At 37.4% G+C, this 16,930-nt stretch carries 13 protein-coding genes; 4 read left to right on the top strand and 9 right to left on the bottom strand.

Translation table 11 applies throughout. The features are described from left to right. Positions 1 to 32: 32 nt before the first annotated feature. Positions 33 to 332 (bottom strand): helix-turn-helix domain-containing protein, encoded by a 300-nt coding sequence (locus B4F91_RS15730; protein ID WP_004589614.1) that lies wholly within the window; start codon positions 330 to 332, stop codon positions 33 to 35. A 433-nt stretch (positions 333 to 765) separates the two neighbouring features. Between B4F91_RS15730 and B4F91_RS15735 the strand changes: the two genes are divergently transcribed. Both B4F91_RS15735 and B4F91_RS15740 read left to right on the top strand, forming a co-directional pair. Further along, a complete protein-coding gene (locus B4F91_RS15735) occupies positions 766 to 1,761 on the top strand; it encodes a nuclease-related domain-containing protein (protein WP_286936911.1) in 996 nt (331 codons plus the stop codon). Between the two features lie 356 nt (positions 1,762 to 2,117). Further along, complete coding sequence (locus B4F91_RS15740) at positions 2,118 to 3,647, top strand: DNA cytosine methyltransferase (protein ID WP_286936913.1); 1,530 nt, start codon at positions 2,118 to 2,120, stop codon at positions 3,645 to 3,647. 41 nt (positions 3,648 to 3,688) lie between these two features. On the opposite strand, the gene B4F91_RS15745 is transcribed toward B4F91_RS15740, so the two are convergent. From B4F91_RS15745 to B4F91_RS15780, 8 genes are all read right to left on the bottom strand, one after another. Next, the gene (locus B4F91_RS15745) at positions 3,689 to 4,549 is read right to left on the bottom strand and encodes a restriction endonuclease (protein ID WP_286936914.1); all 861 of its coding nucleotides are present in this window, start codon (positions 4,547 to 4,549) and stop codon (positions 3,689 to 3,691) included. Positions 4,550 to 4,591: 42 nt separating this feature from the next. Then, on the bottom strand, positions 4,592 to 6,445 hold the full coding sequence (locus B4F91_RS15750; protein WP_286936915.1) for an AIPR family protein: 1,854 nt from the start codon (positions 6,443 to 6,445) through the stop codon (positions 4,592 to 4,594). Beyond that, positions 6,446 to 7,405: a PD-(D/E)XK motif protein gene (locus B4F91_RS15755; protein WP_286936917.1), complete on the bottom strand. Its 960-nt coding sequence runs from the start codon at positions 7,403 to 7,405 to the stop codon at positions 6,446 to 6,448. Further along, positions 7,405 to 10,206, bottom strand: coding sequence for a Z1 domain-containing protein (locus tag B4F91_RS15760; RefSeq protein WP_286936918.1), 2,802 nt, complete (start codon positions 10,204 to 10,206; stop codon positions 7,405 to 7,407). Before B4F91_RS15760 ends, B4F91_RS15755 begins: the two co-directional genes overlap by 1 nt. Further along, positions 10,167 to 10,529 carry a hypothetical protein gene (locus tag B4F91_RS15765; protein WP_286936920.1) on the bottom strand — a complete coding sequence of 121 codons (363 nt, stop codon included), beginning with the start codon at positions 10,527 to 10,529 and terminating at the stop codon, positions 10,167 to 10,169. The genes B4F91_RS15760 and B4F91_RS15765 overlap by 40 nt, the downstream gene beginning before the upstream one ends. A gap of 5 nt (positions 10,530 to 10,534) precedes the next feature. Further along, a complete protein-coding gene (locus B4F91_RS15770) occupies positions 10,535 to 12,067 on the bottom strand; it encodes an ATP-binding protein (protein WP_286936922.1) in 1,533 nt (510 codons plus the stop codon). A gap of 803 nt (positions 12,068 to 12,870) precedes the next feature. Next, positions 12,871 to 14,406 (bottom strand): HNH endonuclease, encoded by a 1,536-nt coding sequence (locus B4F91_RS15775; protein WP_286936924.1) that lies wholly within the window; start codon positions 14,404 to 14,406, stop codon positions 12,871 to 12,873. Further along, on the bottom strand, positions 14,403 to 15,002 hold the full coding sequence (locus B4F91_RS15780; protein ID WP_286936927.1) for a class I SAM-dependent methyltransferase: 600 nt from the start codon (positions 15,000 to 15,002) through the stop codon (positions 14,403 to 14,405). The genes B4F91_RS15775 and B4F91_RS15780 overlap by 4 nt, the downstream gene beginning before the upstream one ends. 285 nt (positions 15,003 to 15,287) lie before the next feature. On the opposite strand from B4F91_RS15780, the gene B4F91_RS15785 reads away from it, so the two are divergent. Together B4F91_RS15785 and B4F91_RS15790 are read left to right on the top strand one after the other, a co-directional pair. Further along, positions 15,288 to 16,025, top strand: a complete 738-nt coding sequence (locus tag B4F91_RS15785) for a substrate-binding periplasmic protein (protein ID WP_286936929.1) — start codon at positions 15,288 to 15,290, stop codon at positions 16,023 to 16,025. Further along, complete coding sequence (locus B4F91_RS15790; RefSeq protein ID WP_248450074.1) at positions 16,022 to 16,774, top strand: substrate-binding periplasmic protein; 753 nt, start codon at positions 16,022 to 16,024, stop codon at positions 16,772 to 16,774. Before B4F91_RS15785 ends, B4F91_RS15790 begins: the two co-directional genes overlap by 4 nt. Positions 16,775 to 16,930 lie beyond the last annotated feature (156 nt).

The raw sequence follows: 16,930 nt of genomic DNA on the forward strand, positions 1-16,930 counted from the left end.
TGTCTTCTAAACCGTCAATAAATACATAAGCTTCAGAAGTCATCGTTAATCACCTGAGTTTTATTGCTTTTACGCTGTCTTGCATTATAACCGCCCACATCTGCGGCTAGCTCGTTAATTTCATCCAGCAATGAGCCTTGCAATTGAAGAACAACAAGGGCTTCAAACAATATATCGCTTTTTACTACCTCTCCTTGTTCAAGCTTTTGTACCGTGGAGCGAGATACACCAATCATCTTAGCGAACGTGCTCTGGGTATAAAGTAAAGTACGATGCTGACGAATTAAATCACCCAAGCGACGCGCCAACTTTAATGCTTGTTCAGATCTCATAAATGATTACCTAATCGGTCATTAATGTACTAATGATTAGTTTAGCGGTATTTAATATGATTGCAATATTATTTAAATAGAGACGTAATGAGCTTCGAGGACCGGCGCTCAAGTTTACCGTAGGCGCCAAGCTTGCTCACGTTAGAAGCGTAGCTTCTCATTACTTAATAAATTAACACCGTAAAGCCCAGCTTTTGAACGCCAACAAGTTGCGCGTCTACAAGGTGAATTTTACACTGGCGTGGATGTGGTGTTTAGGCGCGATTTTATATCGCGCTTGTAGACGATGAGCTTGCTCACGTTAGAAGCGCAGCTTCTCATAACTTAATAAATTAACAGCGTAAAAGCAGGGCGAGTAAAAAACCCTTCAACAGTATTTTTATTAGGTACTTCAGTGATATGATTTAAACATATATGACAGAAAGGATGTCGCATGATTTTAAAAGATAAATCTCTATCAACTTCCAATTACGCTAAGATCAAAGCGGGTCAAAAACAAGAGCTAGACGTAGCATTTTACTTACGCCGCGCATTTAAAGACCACTCTCAAGTATTTGTGTTTAACGATGTAAAGTTTAAACACAACGGCGAAACCGCACAGATAGATCACCTAGTTGTTTACACCTACGGATTTATTCTTATTGAATCAAAAAGTATTACCGGTGAAGTTGCAATAAACCAACATCAAGAGTGGAGTCGCAGTTACCGTGGGCAATGGCAAGGCATGCCGTCACCAATCAAACAAGTTGAGCTACAATTGGCATTACTAAAAAGTTTAGTAAGAGACAATGCTCCTCAACTCCTGCCAAAAATGTTTGGTAAAATACAACAAAATTTTGGTGGCCGTGAATGGCATAGCATCTGTGCAATATCGAGTAATGCCATAATTAATCGAGATAATACACCAAAAACGCTTGAGGAGCGTCTCGTTAAGTCTGAGTTTATAGCTGATAAACTTTTAGACATAATGAAGCTACCTGCCTCAACACCAAATGCTCTGCACTTTTTTTCGACCAATACTCGTCCTTGGTTTAGTGAAGAAAGCCTAGCTAGGATCTGTGAGTTTCTTTTAGAGCAAAATATTGCCCCTTCCACACCGTTAAAACCTGGCGCAAAAACATCAAGTCTCAACGAACCAAGCCCAGTTTATCAAGATGAATCAACAGCTATTGCACCAATAACTCAAGAGCAACCAAATATTGCCAATGAAATAAATTTAAAGTGTAAGCAGTGCAATAATCAAACGACGCTTAAACCTCGCTCAGGTCGCTACGGCTATTTTGTTACATGTGGCGAGTGCGATACCAATACACCTATGAAAACGTCTTGCCCGCAATGTAGCAGCGCTAATACTAAAGTGAGCAAACGCAAAGAGCTCTACTCATTAGTGTGTAGTGATTGTGAAAATACAGCGCTTTTGCAAATTTGATTGATAATATCGCGTTGGCGATAGCAACCAAGGGGCGCATAGCGCCGAACGCCCCTTGGAACCCTTCGACGCCCCGCAACTTCACTTATCTTCAAATACAAAATTAATATGAACGTAAACGTGATGAACGCACATCCATGTGCAAGCATCACTTCTCTCACATCCATGTGAGGTAATTACTCACTAATTATGTGTTTTCAGGTGAAGTTGAAGGGGGAATATCTTGGCTAATGCCTTCAAAATTAAATTAGTGCTGCTAATTTGTTCTATTAGTAGCAGCACTACTATTTAAAACTTTGAGACCATGTATAAGCCTGGTATCATCCTACGTCATTAGATTATTTAGTGGTAAAGTTATGGAAAACGGTGAAATTCTTGTTATTGATTTATTTGCAGGCCCTGGAGGGCTTGGCGAAGGGGTTTCTGCAGCTAAAACAGAAGATGGTAAATCTCCTTTTCAAATAGGTATCTCAGTCGAAAAAGATTTTCACGCCCATAAAACTCTTACTACTCGTGCTTTCTTTCGAACACTCAAAAAAAAATCTCAGCCATTGGATAATTATTATAATTATCTACACGGAAAAATTACACGAGATGAGTTGTTTGAACTTCACCCAGATATAGCAACAGAGGCTAATCAAGAAACTCTCAATGGGGCTAAAGAACTTGGCAAAGACAATAAGCTCATCCATGAGCGTATAAAAGAACTAGTCAAAAAGCATAAAGGGCCAAAAGTTCTAATCGGTGGCCCTCCTTGCCAAGCATATTCATTAGCTGGCCGCTCACGTAATGCCGGAAATAAAAGCTATATTGCAGAAGAAGATACTCGCCATTTTTTATATAAAGAGTACTTAGAAGTAATCTGTCTAGCGAAGCCTGATATTTTTGTAATGGAAAATGTTCGCGGGATACTTACGGCCAAAGTAAATGGCCAAGTCATGTTCCCACAAATACTGGAAGACTTACGAAGTCCGGGTTCAGTAGCAAATCATAAAAAGATTCCAAAATATAAAATCTACTCATTAGTCGTTGATGCCGAAAGCCCTGAAAATCCACAATACAAAGATTCAGCAGACTTTTTAATTCGTTGCGAACAATACGGTATCCCTCAAGCTAGACATCGTGTGATTTTACTCGGTGTCCGCGAAGATATTAAAGCTACTCCAGAAACACTAAAACTATGCGAATACCAAGTTACCGTAGAGCAAACTATTAGTGACTTACCATGTTTACGCAGTGGTTTTTCAAAACAAAAGGATAACGCAAAAGATTGGGAAGCAGCTGTTGCTAAAAATGCAGATAAATTAAAGCAGATTCTGACAAAGCAATTTGACCCAGAATCAGCAAATAGCTTAAATCTTCAGCCAAAAATCGGTTTATCTAGAATAGAAACTGCATTAAGTGACAAAACTCCAGACATGCCACAGTCATTGAAAGCCTGGTATATAGACCCTAACTTAAAAGTAGTACTAAACCATGAAACCAGAGGGCACATGGTAGATGATTTACTACGGTACGCATACTGCGCTGCATATGCTCAAATAGAAGGCTCATCACCTAAATCTCATCACTTTCCGAAAGAATTAGCCCCAGCCCATGCAAATTGGGATACAGGCACACATGCAGACCGTTTTAGAGTGCAAGTTGCAGATAAGTATGCAACGACAGTGACAAGCCATATTTCAAAGGATGGCCACTACTTCGTACATTACGATCCACAGCAATGCAGAAGTTTAAGTGTTCGTGAAGCGGCCCGGCTACAAACATTCCCTGATAATTATATTTTCGAAGGAACGAGAACTAATCAGTATGTACAGGTAGGAAATGCTGTGCCGCCTTATTTGGCTAAAAAAATAGGAGAAATAGTTTTAGATTTATTACTTTAATTCGATAAAGTCACAAAGCTATGTATTTCTCATCATTGATATCAAATAGAGTCGAACCATTTAGGCTTTATTATCACATGTTCTTTCATCTGCACTTCTACACCTAGCCGTAAGTCCCTTAACTGCTCGGCAAGATCGTTCCCGTCAATTAAATCTATTGGTGTAGCCCCGTCTCTTTGAGCTTCTTTTTTTGCATCTCGAGTAAACGTACCTGTAGTAATAAATAAACCTTTATCAGCCCTTCCCATCATAGCACCTCTAAAATCTCTAATGGCTGGTGATGATACTGAGCCCGTATATCTTTTACATTGAAATACGACGTGAAATGATAAGACGCCGCCAATTTTAAGAATACCTTTACCATCAATGCCTCCATCAGCAGACTTACCAGTGACTTCAACATTAGAGAAACCTAATTCTCGCAAAAATCGCTGACTAAGTCTTTCAAATGCGTCAGGTTCAATATTCTTTAATATGTCAACAAGTTCATCTTCCCATGTTAGCTCATTTAATTCATCAGACTTCGCTATTAAGTTACTGAGTTCTTTTTTTTTGGCTCTATTTTTATTATTTGTCGTTCCTGACAATTTCCTTACAATTATTTTTGATTGCTCTTTATCAATTTTCTTTGTTTTTAGCCCTTCACTTGTTAACGCCCACAGTGCACGGCCTGAATTTTCGATCAGGCCAAGCCTTTTTAGATAGTTTCTTGCCCATGCAAGACGGTAAGAGAGTTTTGATGTATTCCCTCTATGAACATCATCAACTTCCTCATCAGTTAACGATAAAAGCTGAATAACCGTTTCCTCCACCTCTTGATTAGTTCCAGAACCACCTAATTTATGGAAAGCCTCTAAAACTGGGTCGAAAAGTTCGTCATATTTGTATTTAAATATTTCCACGATTTACCTTATGGTTAAGCTGTATAGCTAAGTTTTAAATATCTAAGAATTAGTTAACATTCTGCTCGAATAATCAGAACTCATGAATGTATTCAATTCTGTAGAAGACCTTATAACATCCCAAAGCTCTTCTTTTTTTGAAAATTCACCATAATCATCACTTAGAGAATATGTTTTTATAAGATCATTCATTAAAAATAATAATTGTTTCAAATATTCCTTCATTTCTTCGTTAATTACCTCTTGTCTCCAAATCTTATCAAGAGAGAACTTTTCTCCAGATTCTTTCGCCCATAAATAAATTGCAGATATAGCATATGGAACAGCAGCTGAGCGCAGTTGCCCTATTGCATTTTTCCCTTGTCCATATACCTCTTCCATAGTCCTGAACAGTATTATTTTAGCAATAAGTTGCTCATAAAATTCACGATTGATGTCTTTGCCTTCCCCCTGCTCTGGTTCAATATCTTCAATAAAAGTTCGAAAAACTTTCTCGCCGCCTTTCTTAACAAGGTGTGGCGCGTCTCCCCAAGCACAATAGTATTTGGCTAACAACTCTTTCGTGAAGCGTTTTCTAGGTGGGAACTCGCTTTTTAATCTTTGTCCATTGGAGCTTTTTCTCACTTGAGTATTGAAATCTCCTTTTGCTCTTTCAAAAAACCATTTTTTTCCAGACGGAGTTAAAACACTCTCGCTGAGTGACTTTAGCTTTACTAATTTAGGGCTTCGAGATCTTAGGTCAACTTTAGAAACCCTCGATTGACTATTGGAGTACTCGCTAATTTTAGAAATCAAATCATCTAAATCTTTTGATTTACTTGTTTTAGCAATATTAATTTTTGCCATTACCTTGACATTACTAATATCTAACCCTTCCTTGTTAGAAAAATAAATAGATGCTGTAGTCTGTCCACCATTCACAATCTGAAAGTCTTCTAGGCTCTCCAGATAAAGTGATTTTCGATAAAAAGTTGTTTTTGCTTCTGTGGCAGTAATAGTTAAACCATTATTAAATGCAATGAACTTTTCAGGCTCATCTTTAATAGTTTGCTTAATTCCTCTATTTACACCTTTGAACTGTAAAAATGAACGAACATTTTTTTCTAATAACTGGCTTGAATACCGTTTATAAAGATCTGCCAAAATCGGTGCATCCAAAACACACAGATAAGATTCAAAATCCTTCTCCTCGGCAGCTTTAATAACCTCAATATTCTTACCAATTACATCCTTAAAAACAACTTTAAGTGGTTCAGCTCTACCTTGTGAGGCATATATATTTGCTAGATAGTTTAAGTCAACAACTCTTCTGATAAAAAGAAGTTCTTTAAATTGAGCTTTTTTACCTACAACTTTATGAGAGAAGTTTTTCTTTTCATCTTTAAAATGAATATTGCGTAAATGAGGTTCTTCTCCTCTGAAAGAAACTGTAGCAGATAAAGTAACTAGGAATATTTCTATAACATCAAATTGAATTAACCCATCTTCACTGCCCAGCTTTGCAATTAACGGTTTAATGGGCTCAGACTCCTGAACATTTTCAAGCTTATTTTGCAGTGCAGAAGACACTAGTCGAATGGCCTTTTTAAATTGCTCTTCATAAACGCTCCGTTGCGATATAAGAAAGCTTTCACAGCTTTCCGCTAAGTAAGCCTCATCCACTATGAATATTTGCAGCCGTTCGCCTGTACTATTTACAGAGTAACCATTGATCTTAATTTTATCGTCATTTGATAGGTAATATGCGTGGTTAATATCTTCCGAGTCGACAACCTTAGTCTCCAGCAAGAGTGGCATTACTTCGTCTATTAACAAGCTTTGTTGAATAAAACCATCATCATCTTGACTAGAATTTAATAAATCATCGCGAGTATTTATAACTGCACTTAAGCTCACTTAGTAATTCTCCTGTAAAACTTTAAACTCTTGTAACTCTCTAATATCTAGGTTGTATTTTACTGAATAAACTGCAAGTGGAAGGCAAGATCTCACAATTTTTGGGAAGCTATCATTAGTACAATCAAAAACTTCCTTTGTCTTTCTAGTAAACAATAAATTTGAATACTTTGATAACCTTTCTTCATTTAAGCTTTCTTTTTCTAAGGCAGCTAACAATAAGGTAATATCTCCACTACGTTTTTGTATTTGAGCTTTAATCTTTAAAAAAAGATCTTTCAATGACAAACCATGTTCCGTTTCGCTGATCGAGAAAACAGTCAATGATAACTTTTTATCATCAATGTTATCTAACTGGAATTCACTTGAAATCTTAACTATTGATGAGCTTATAGACTTTGTTTTTATTTCAATTGATGAACTAGGTAGTTCAAAGTCATGAGCCGCATCGTATGGACCCACCCAAGCTTTTAACGCAGGGTCAATACTTGAATCAGAACTAACGCTTTTTATTAAATCCAATAAATAACTTAATTCTCCCCACAGCCCAATAAGTCGCTCTTTACTTAAACTTCTTTCAATAGTTTTAGAAAAAAAAGAGACCCACTTCACATATGTTCTTACAAACTCTTTAGATGCTTCTGTAGGGTCTGAAAAACCTTTTATAGAGTCTATTAAAGAAACAACTAAATCATCGAATAGTGATGAAAAATCATTATCTAAAAGTCTTATGATTAGGAAGTGTCCTTCTTTTACAAACAAAAGCTCTATATTATCGTTATTTAGAGCATCGAATTTAGGTGTAAATAAGGATGGCAGGTAAATTAATATTGAGTGATTTGCCCCTTCATCTACTGCTAAAAACACTTCTAATGAACCGCTCGCCTCAAATCGCAAAGTTTGGTAACCAGATTCAGTCTGTTGTGATTCCAATAATCGCCATTTTTCACTTAATTCCATTACAACTCCGCATCAGAAGGTAAAAGTTCACCGGAAGCATCATCTTCTTCTTCCGGAATCTCTAGGTTATAGTCACCTTTTACATATTCACCACACGGATCGACAGTTCGTTTGATTGGAGGGAAGCCTAATGCCATGCCAACTAACGGTTCTGTCAGTTCTTGTTCTCTCTCTTTCAATAAACGTTGAACATTTAAATCCACTTCTCCTGGTACTTGATTAAACGCATAAAACGGATCAAATAAATAAAAAATCAAAACGCCTTGGTTCGGAGTTAGTTTTTCTCGATATATTCGTTCAGGTTTAGTCTTTGTTTCTGCCTGTTTAATTGCGTCGCCTTCGGTGAGGTTAGGATCATTCTTCAATATTTCTTGGGCCTTTTGTTTGATAAACTCTTTTTCTGCTAAATAAGCTATGCCCTCTTCAAGAGCAACTTTCATATCAGTACCACCACTCATAATATTGGCAGACGAGCCAGTTGCTTTAAACTTTTGATCTTTTACAAATTCGTCATAAAAATGGTTGCCTTTAACAGGAGTAGGACCACTTCTCACTGCTAACTGAATGTCTTTTATGAGGCCGGTATCTTCTTCCGTCATAATCCCTAACCCCTTTTCCTTAGAAGCGCTACCTGTTAATTTAATAGCAATAGTCCAAGATGTTAGTAAGTTCTTGTTGGCACATTTTTTTAAATATTGTTTGATTAGGCTAAGCCTCATCTCATCAAAATTATTATTTCCATCGAGTATTTTGTTTAAGTCTTCTAAAGTTACAGTCGTTGAGAGCAGTGACCCTTTTTTTTCAGCTTTCGCGAATAAAGGTGAAACTATTCTTTTAAAGTCTTTCCAAACATTGCTGATTTTCTCTTTAGTAACATCAAACTCTGTTGTCATCACTAATGAATCTTGGAAGGACCATTTTACACTTGTTGTATTTTTTAAAATGGTAGGACGTGTAATTTGTAAGACTCCGGGATGCTTCCTCACTTTTAGTTCAAAATCTCTAGGAGTAGCTTCTTTTTCATCCATTTTTTTAAATTCTGCTTTCAATTCATCAATACACAATGACGTTGAATCATATTTAGATATAAGGTCTCTTGAGGTGAATAGTTTGCAACAATCTAAGTAGCCTGGGCGATAGCCGAACCACCTACCCATTTGTAAGAGTGAGTCAGAATAATTTGTTGTTCGAACAAAATAACTTACTGTCAACCCTTCTAAAGTGAAGCCCCTAGATAGTCTATTACCACCAATCGCAATTATCTTACGAGGCTTTTCATCTTGATATTTCAAATCTTTACCTGTCGCACTATTTAATGCGGTCACTTCAATATTCGAAACAGCATCTACAAGTAAAGGACTTATTGCATCATAGGAGACTGGTTGCATGTAGTCATCAATGTACTTATCCGGCAGATAACTATGAATTGAGCCAACAATTTCTGCACAATAATCTAACCAGACTTTTTCAAATTTACGGTAAATTGAGCTTGGAGAGTTCAGCTTATCCATCTTTAATCGAGTTTCGATATCTTTATAGAAATCATTGAGCAAAGTTGCAGTCTTATTCTGCCAAGCGGTGAACCTAGATATATGAACTAGCATCGTGTTATGTGGTTGGTAAATTTTGGAGTGAAACATGTCTTTACGTCTAGTTTCTCGTACAGCTATACCTAAAATAAAGCACATTACCGCATCTTTAATGCTTTCTGGTAAGGCTTCTGGAAACTTATCTACTGACTTAGCAGCTCGAGTTTTGCGTCGATACTCACTGAATGATGCAAAGTTAAGGTAAGTGCCATATTCACCGAGCTTATCATCCCAATCTTTTTTATTATCAAATCTCTCGATCCCAATAACATTGTCGTCAATGTCCATTACTCTACTTGGAAAATCCGAAACATAATCATCTATATCAAATACTACTGGTAGTTTTTTACTTGGCTGAAGAGTCTCAAAAATCCTATGAGCACCAATATAGTTTGTGGGTGTATCGAGCAAAAAAATGAAGTCGTCAGGAAATAGGTTATCTACCTGCATAAACAAAGTCTCTTTAGAGCCCTCTTTAGATTTATCAGGAATACTCCATAAATCATCAGAAGCTTCATTTCTATCTTGGATTACATTTGCAAATGGTGTAGCTGTGTAGCCTAAATAAGATTTTTTATGAAAAATCCCTAGTATTGCTCTTATATGCCCATTAATTTTAGAGGCGTATTTTTCACCCTTATGGCCTTCATTATTCAATGAGGCATTATCTGCTTCGTCGTCAATAATCAATAAAGGTAGGCTGTGCTTAGTTTCTCCTTTAGGTAAGTTATCTTTTAACCAAAGTAATATATTTTTTAGGATACTCACATTTTTTTTACAAACCATAATGTTTGCTTGATTTAACGAAGGCATTCCTCCAGCTAACGACCGGTTAAAATCTGCCTCTTCGGAGGTAATAGAAATAACTTGAAAAACACTTTCGTCACCTTGGTGCCCAAATGCTTGCTTTAATCCAACACCTTTACCGTCGCCAATAACATCTTTATCTATCCTAGCTTGCGTTTGTGAACGAAGATCATCCATAATTCCAGATAAAACTATGATTAACTTATAACCAGAATCTAGGGCTCGATTGATCACCGCATTAAAGTTTCCTGTTTTACCCGACTGAACATCACCGTCTACCAAACCTTTAATAAACACTGGAGATTGAGTTTTTGGATCTGCCAATTTTCCTAATATCTTTAAACTAGAGTTTTCAATTTCTTCTACTACAGATTCAGCTCGCCCCTGATCTCGTAAATATTCCAAATACCTCTCTGTATAATTCCATTTAATATCTTTCTTGATTCGTTTAACCAAGTTATTTTACTTTTCGATAAAACACTTGGCTGCTCAATTGTCGTTACATAATTTGATTGAACTTCTTTTCTTATTACATCAAAGTAACTCTCAAATGTTTCTCTATCTATATGCGGCCAACTTAGGTGCTCTGCTACGATCCTCAGACTTGAGTATATTTTATCTACTAAAACTGTACGCATTTCATCTAATGATTCAAAGCTTGCTGTTTTTAAGTGTTCCTTAAACTTATCCTTGATTGCTTCTTGGTATTTGAAACGGTAATTATCCATGTAGGTTACTCCAAAATTTTCAATAGTTCTGTCGGCAACGTGTCAAGCTCTATACCTAATTCACTGATAAGGTTTTTCTTAATAAATTCGCTACTAAACCCTTGGTTTTTTAGACTTAAAATGGTCTCAAAAAAATCATTATCTTTAGTTTCCTCACACCGGTAAAATGGCACATTTTCATGGGTGTCTCTAATTTTATTAATCGCTGTATTAATCATCCTTACAAGCAAAAGTAATTGTGTCTTTTGTTTCTGGTTACATGACTCAACTAAATCATTTAGTAATGGAAAGTCATGATTCAATTCCAACAATGGACCTTTATTAGAATGAATTTTTTTTAGAAATTTAGCCTCTTTTGGGTTAGGTTGATGAGTAAACTTTTTAATACCTCTATTGTAGAATTCTTTCTCTGCTTCACTAGTTAACTCTTCAATGTATCCTTTAAACGCTTTTATTAAATCATGAGGAATTATCACCTGAGATTTAGCTACGTTAAGATGGAGTAAATGATCTGCTTTATTTCCGATATCCACTCTTAATCTAGCCAACTGCAATCTGGGAGATTTTCTAATTAACCCATTCCAACCACCATAAATTATCAAGCGATTAGAGCGATATATATACACCCCCTCCATATCCAACAAACTTTTATTAGGGGTAGTCCAATCATTCCCTAGCTGTTGTGATTCTTTGATACTGAAAGAAGGCAGTACAAAACCTTCTAGTTTAATATTGTCATGTCCAAAATCTTTTTGTCTAAACTCTAATTTTCGAAGACTTTGTTGATTCTCAGGAAAAGGGTTAAATGGCTTAATATGAGAGTTATTAACTCGAATCGTTAATGGCTGAACGGGATTATCTAAAAAGCGGTGAAAAACGATACCCAAATGCTCTGTTGTATTTTGAACTATCTCTCTATTCAATGCTTTTTTTCTATTGTGTTCTTTAAGATATTTTTCAAATTTGTAAAGACCAGACCAAATAACTATAGTATTAGGCGAGAAGTCTGATATTTCGCCATTAAAATCTTGATTTAAATTATTAAAATCATTCAAAAGTTTATTAACTTCTACCTCGCTGTTGACCAGAAGTTCCCATTTTTTAGTTTTAACTAAGTGTTCGACATCCCAAGTCAATCCGAAATACTTTTTATCGCCCCTTTTTCTTGATAAGACAGTAAACTTTCTAGTTTGAGAAAATGAGGCAGCCTTCAGGCCAAGTCCAAACCGCCCTAGATCTGCTAAAGACCTATTTCCATCCGGGCTTGAACTTGGGAATTGCATATTATGAATAAGTTCACCTTGAGTCATACCATCACCATTATCAGCCAAAAACAACTGAAATGGTTCAGTCTCCGAGTCAACCAATACTTGAATTGCATCAGAACGAGCGCTCACAGAGTTATCAATTAGATCCGCAATTGCTGCCTCCAGACTATATCCTTGCTCTGAGATTGATTTAATTAAAAAATCAGGGACAGGCGTAGCGTTAATTATATTTGTACCTCTCTGCAAAATAACTCCATACTTTAATTCCATTGACTAGCTGTATTTTTATCATTAACAGCTTAAATAGCCAACGCTTCTTATTAAAAAAACTGATTAAAAACAATGACCAAGTTAAATTATTTAGAAAGAAAAGCATAGAAAGTTACATAAGTGATTATCGCAAATATAGTTCAATGCAAGCCCTACAATGAATAAACTTTAATTAACTAGGTTACCGTTTCGCTTTAGTTATCATTCTTTATATATAAACAAATCAAAATTGAAAAAGCCTTACTATGAGCTTTGTAAACACGACGAGATTAAGCACCAACGGCAGCGACCCTTTGTTACCATTGCCAACGTGATATTACCTTAAATAGGTTTTAATCCCTGAACCCAAATATCAAAACAGCAATCATAAACGTCGCAAATTTCGCAACATTTAAAAGCTTCGCTTTTCGTGCAAGCAAGCTCTGCGCCTACATTCATAAACACCAACCTACCAACATACTCCAATTCCCCGTGATCACACCTGAAACTTAGTTAATGATGAGTAATTTACAGCATGGATGCTGTACAAAGCGTAGCTTGGCCATGGATGGCCTATCTACGCTGGTTACGTTCACATCATTAACGTAAGTTGAAGATACAGTGTGATCCTCGGGCGCGCCGTGGGATTCCAAAGGGTGGACGGCGGTATTCCCCCTTTGGTTGCCGCCAGCAATCTGGCAAAAACCTCGAATAGAGGTTATTAAATCCCTAAAGCTCTCACGCAAAATAGCTATATAAAAAGCTTCGCCTTTAACGCCAGCAAGCTGCACGTCTACACGTTAAAACGCGATATAAAGTCGCGACTACAAAACCACTTGTTTAAACCGTGCGAACGTTCGCATGCTTTCATCAGCAATCATTACTTCGTAATCGGGGTTTTGAGCGATTAGCTCATATTGCCCGTTTGGTAATTTATTTACTTTGCGCAGTAAATACTGTCCATCTCCGCTTATATCATCTCGCTCTATCGCTACTATTTGGCCGCGTAGCGATCCCGCTTTATCGGGTGTTATAAGCTCAAGTAGCAGTAAATCACCATCAAGTATTGGGTGTTTACCGCCGTTCATAGAGTTGCCCGATGCACGTGCTAAAAAATGCACGTTTGGATCAAGCTTGCCCGCGCCAAATGGCGCGTCCATCAATTCCATATCACTGCTATCGCCAGTTTTAAAATGCCCACAGGCAATTTTAATATTAGGGAAGTACGGTAGCTTTAATGCTTCATCAACTGATTTTAAACTAACGGCAGGTTCAGCAACTTGATTTAGCTCAGGCTGTGATGCATTTGGAAACGTAAACAATTCTGCGGTTGGTTTTGCTTGTTCGAAATGGTCTTTATTGGCAATCCATAATTTAGCGCTGTTTGCTTGCGCCACTTGGTAAGCCCAATTGCTTACGGCGAGAGATTTATCGGCATCGCAATGAAAATACGCACTTAGCTCATTACTGATAATGTGGCTGTTAACGACCAAATTTTGGTTCTGCCAGCGTTCACGGTGCTGCTGAGCGGCTAAAAAGTCGCGTTTGTTGTTATTACATGTGCGGTGCGCGGCCACAAAATTATGGCCAAGATCGTTTGCATAGCGGGCAAACGGTATAAAGTGGTCAACCTCAACATCGTTTTTCATTGGCTTTTGGCAATAAAAACAGGTGTTTGATTGCAGCTCTACTAAAACAGGCTTTGCTTTAGTGAGTGCATTACGGTCTACCCCAAATAAAAACTCTTGCAGTTGGCTTTGCGGGCCAATTAACGCTTGGTTGTGCTTTATACTTTGAATTTTTTGAAGCCACGCATTTTTAGCTAAATAAACTACTAGGTCGTAAAAGCGCCTAAAGCAGCTAGCTATACCTGCATTTAACGTAATAAATTGAGTGCTGTTTGTGTGCGGGTACAAAAAGCATTCTTCTTGTTTGGCGAGAATTTGTAAGCGCCAAAGCGGCCCTGATTTTAGTGTTGCCATAGCAGCATTAAACGTGGGCTTATAAAACGGGCTTTGCTTAAGCTGGCGAAAGTTACGTATGTTGTTTTGCTGGCATTCAAACAATACGCTAATTACTTTTGATTGCGCGCCTGTATTTTGCTTAAGTAAGGCGCTTTCGCCGGTGTGCTCTGACGAAAACGGCATTGCATGATGCCAGTATAAGGTAATGAGTTTATCGGCAAGGGTTGGTAGCTCTATTACTAATTCACTTAGCTCAGATAACAGCGGTTGCTCTACGCATACATCGGCAATAGCGTGTAAAAGTGCAAACTTGTAGGTAGCGCTAAAATCGCCCTCAACCAGCATGCGTTGAATATACGCAATAAAGTCGAGTTGTTGCTGCATTGCACTGATCATAAAATGGGATCAGCCTTTATTATGGCATTTAGCCACACTTCGCTTTCACGCCCTGGGCGCTGATCAACACTTTGCCAGTGCTTAATTATGCTTAATTGCGTGTGTTGATTTAATAAACTACTTAATAACTGCTCGGTTAAATCGGTAAATTCACGGCCATTATGTACACGCTCTTGCGTGCCATATTTAAACGATACATATAAAACGCCATTGGGTTTAAGCGCATTTTGTAGGTTTAAAAATACTTGAGGAAGTTCGGCTTTTGGCACATGTAACAAACTGGCGCAGCACCAAATACCGTCGTATTTATTAACACACTCAAGCTCTTGAAAGGTTTTAACCTCTACTGGTTGTTGTAAGTAACTGCTTGCAAGCTCTGCAAGTGCAGGGCTCGCATCAAAAGCCGACACACTAAACCCTTGGCTTTTAAAATAGGCGGCATCGCGAGCTGAGCCACAACCTGCATCTAGCACATGGCCATTTTGGACAACATAAGGTAAAAACTCACGGTAAAGCGCCGACATATCAACATTAAGTGTTGAGTCGCTAAAGGTTTGTGCATTTTGGTTATAATAATTTAGTGTGGTATTGGGCACTGCTTATACCGCTCCTTGGCTTTTGCGAGTTTGCAACGTTAATACTGCATTCATGTTTGTTTAATCTACAGGAACAAACCGATAAATTAAAGAACTTATAAGTAGGTTTTTTTAGCTTAATACGCTGTTTGTATTGAATTTAGCAATAATTATCTCCTTAAAACCTTAACCCTCTCCTTTTTAGATACATTTTTTTACAACTTTAATGATTCCTTCACCATTATATTATTTTGCTAGGTTATACTGTTTTAATAACGTACAAAAAAAGCTTACCTCAGAGACTTAATGAATAAATTAATAACCTTACTATTGTGTGTGTTGTTTAGTACCTCTTGGGGTGTGTTTGCCTGCGAAAGAACGCTTAGCGTTGGCGCACATGATGCTTTTTGGCCGCCTTATGTAATGGGCATTAGTGGCCAGTTACAGGGTAAAGAGGTGGATGCGTTAACTGTTATTTTTAAAGACTCGCCTTTTTGTTTTGAAATAAAAATGCTGCCTAACTCTAAACGGGCTTTTACCGAGCTGCGCCATGGCCGAATAGACATAGGCTGGGCGGCAAGTTACACCAGTGAGCGCGCTAAATATGCTCATTTTACAAAGGCCTACCGCACCGAGGTAATGCGTTTATACGAAAACAAAAACAATCAACACAAGGTTAAAAACTTAGCTGATATTTTTAACCAAGGTTTAACCATAGGCGCTAACTTTGGTAGTTATTATGGCGAAGAGTTTGAGCAGTATAAAAAAAGCCATAAAAAACAAATAGAATACACCAGCGCAACCAGTAAGCGCTTTGAAATGCTTAATAAAAAGCGTATAGATTACGCAATAGAAGACGAGCTAGTAGGCAATTATTTAAGTAAGCGTGGTAACAACTTAATGAAGGCGCCTACCGTACCCGCTATTAATAAAGACCAAATACACTTAATGCTAAGCAAAAGAACAGTAACACCTGATGAGGTTAAAATTATTAACGCACATATAACTAAAAATAAAGCAGCACTTAAGGCGCTGTTTGAATGAATGTTTTGAGCTGTACACGTGTATTTTTATTGGTGTGGGTAACGTGTTTGGGGTTATTTAGCGCTAAAGCCCAAGCATGCGATAAAACCATTAATGTAGGCACGAACGAGCGCTACTGGCCGCCGTATGTGGTACTAAAAAACAATACGTTAACGGGTGTTGAAATAGATATAATTAAAACCATTTTTAAAGACTCCCCTTTTTGTATAAATTTTACGTTATTACCTAACTCCTTACGCGCCTTAGAAGAGCTAAAACACGGCCGTGTAGATTTAATGTTTGCAGCAAGTAAAACCCGTGAGCGCCAAGCTTACGCCCACTTTAGTTTGCCTTATCGCGAAGAAGTAATGTTGTTGTATAAACATGCTGGCTCGGCAAGTATTAGTTCGTTAGAGCAGTTATTTAAAAAAGGCTTAACAGCCGGCGTTAATCGCGGCAGCTTTTTAGGGCACACGTTTAAAACGTTAAGCGATAAATATAACAAGCAAATAGTACTTACCAGCGATGCCGATAAACGCTTTGCTTTATTAAATAAAAAACGGGTAGATTTTGTAGTAGACGATTCGTTAGTGGCGCACCATTTTGCTAACAAATACACGGCTATTTTACCCGTTGAGCAAGTAGCGCCTATTAACGTAAATAATGTGCATTTTATGATGAGCAAAAAAACGATTTCTTTAGAAGAAGTTAACACTATTAATGCGCATATTGTAAAAAATAAAGCGGCGCTTAAGGCGTTATTTAAGTAATAATACCAACCCACATTAATACTTAATCATTTTCAGGGGCTAAACGTGTCGCTATCTGCGTTAAAAAATTCTCATTTAGAACAACTAAATAGCGAATTTTATGCCTAGCTATCAACCCGTTTTTCCTGCCTCAAAATAGACCGCTTAATTAAGCGA

Source organism: Pseudoalteromonas sp. UBA6610 (genome assembly GCF_002433295.1).
Classification (GTDB): Bacteria; Pseudomonadota; Gammaproteobacteria; order Enterobacterales; family Alteromonadaceae; genus Pseudoalteromonas; species Pseudoalteromonas atlantica.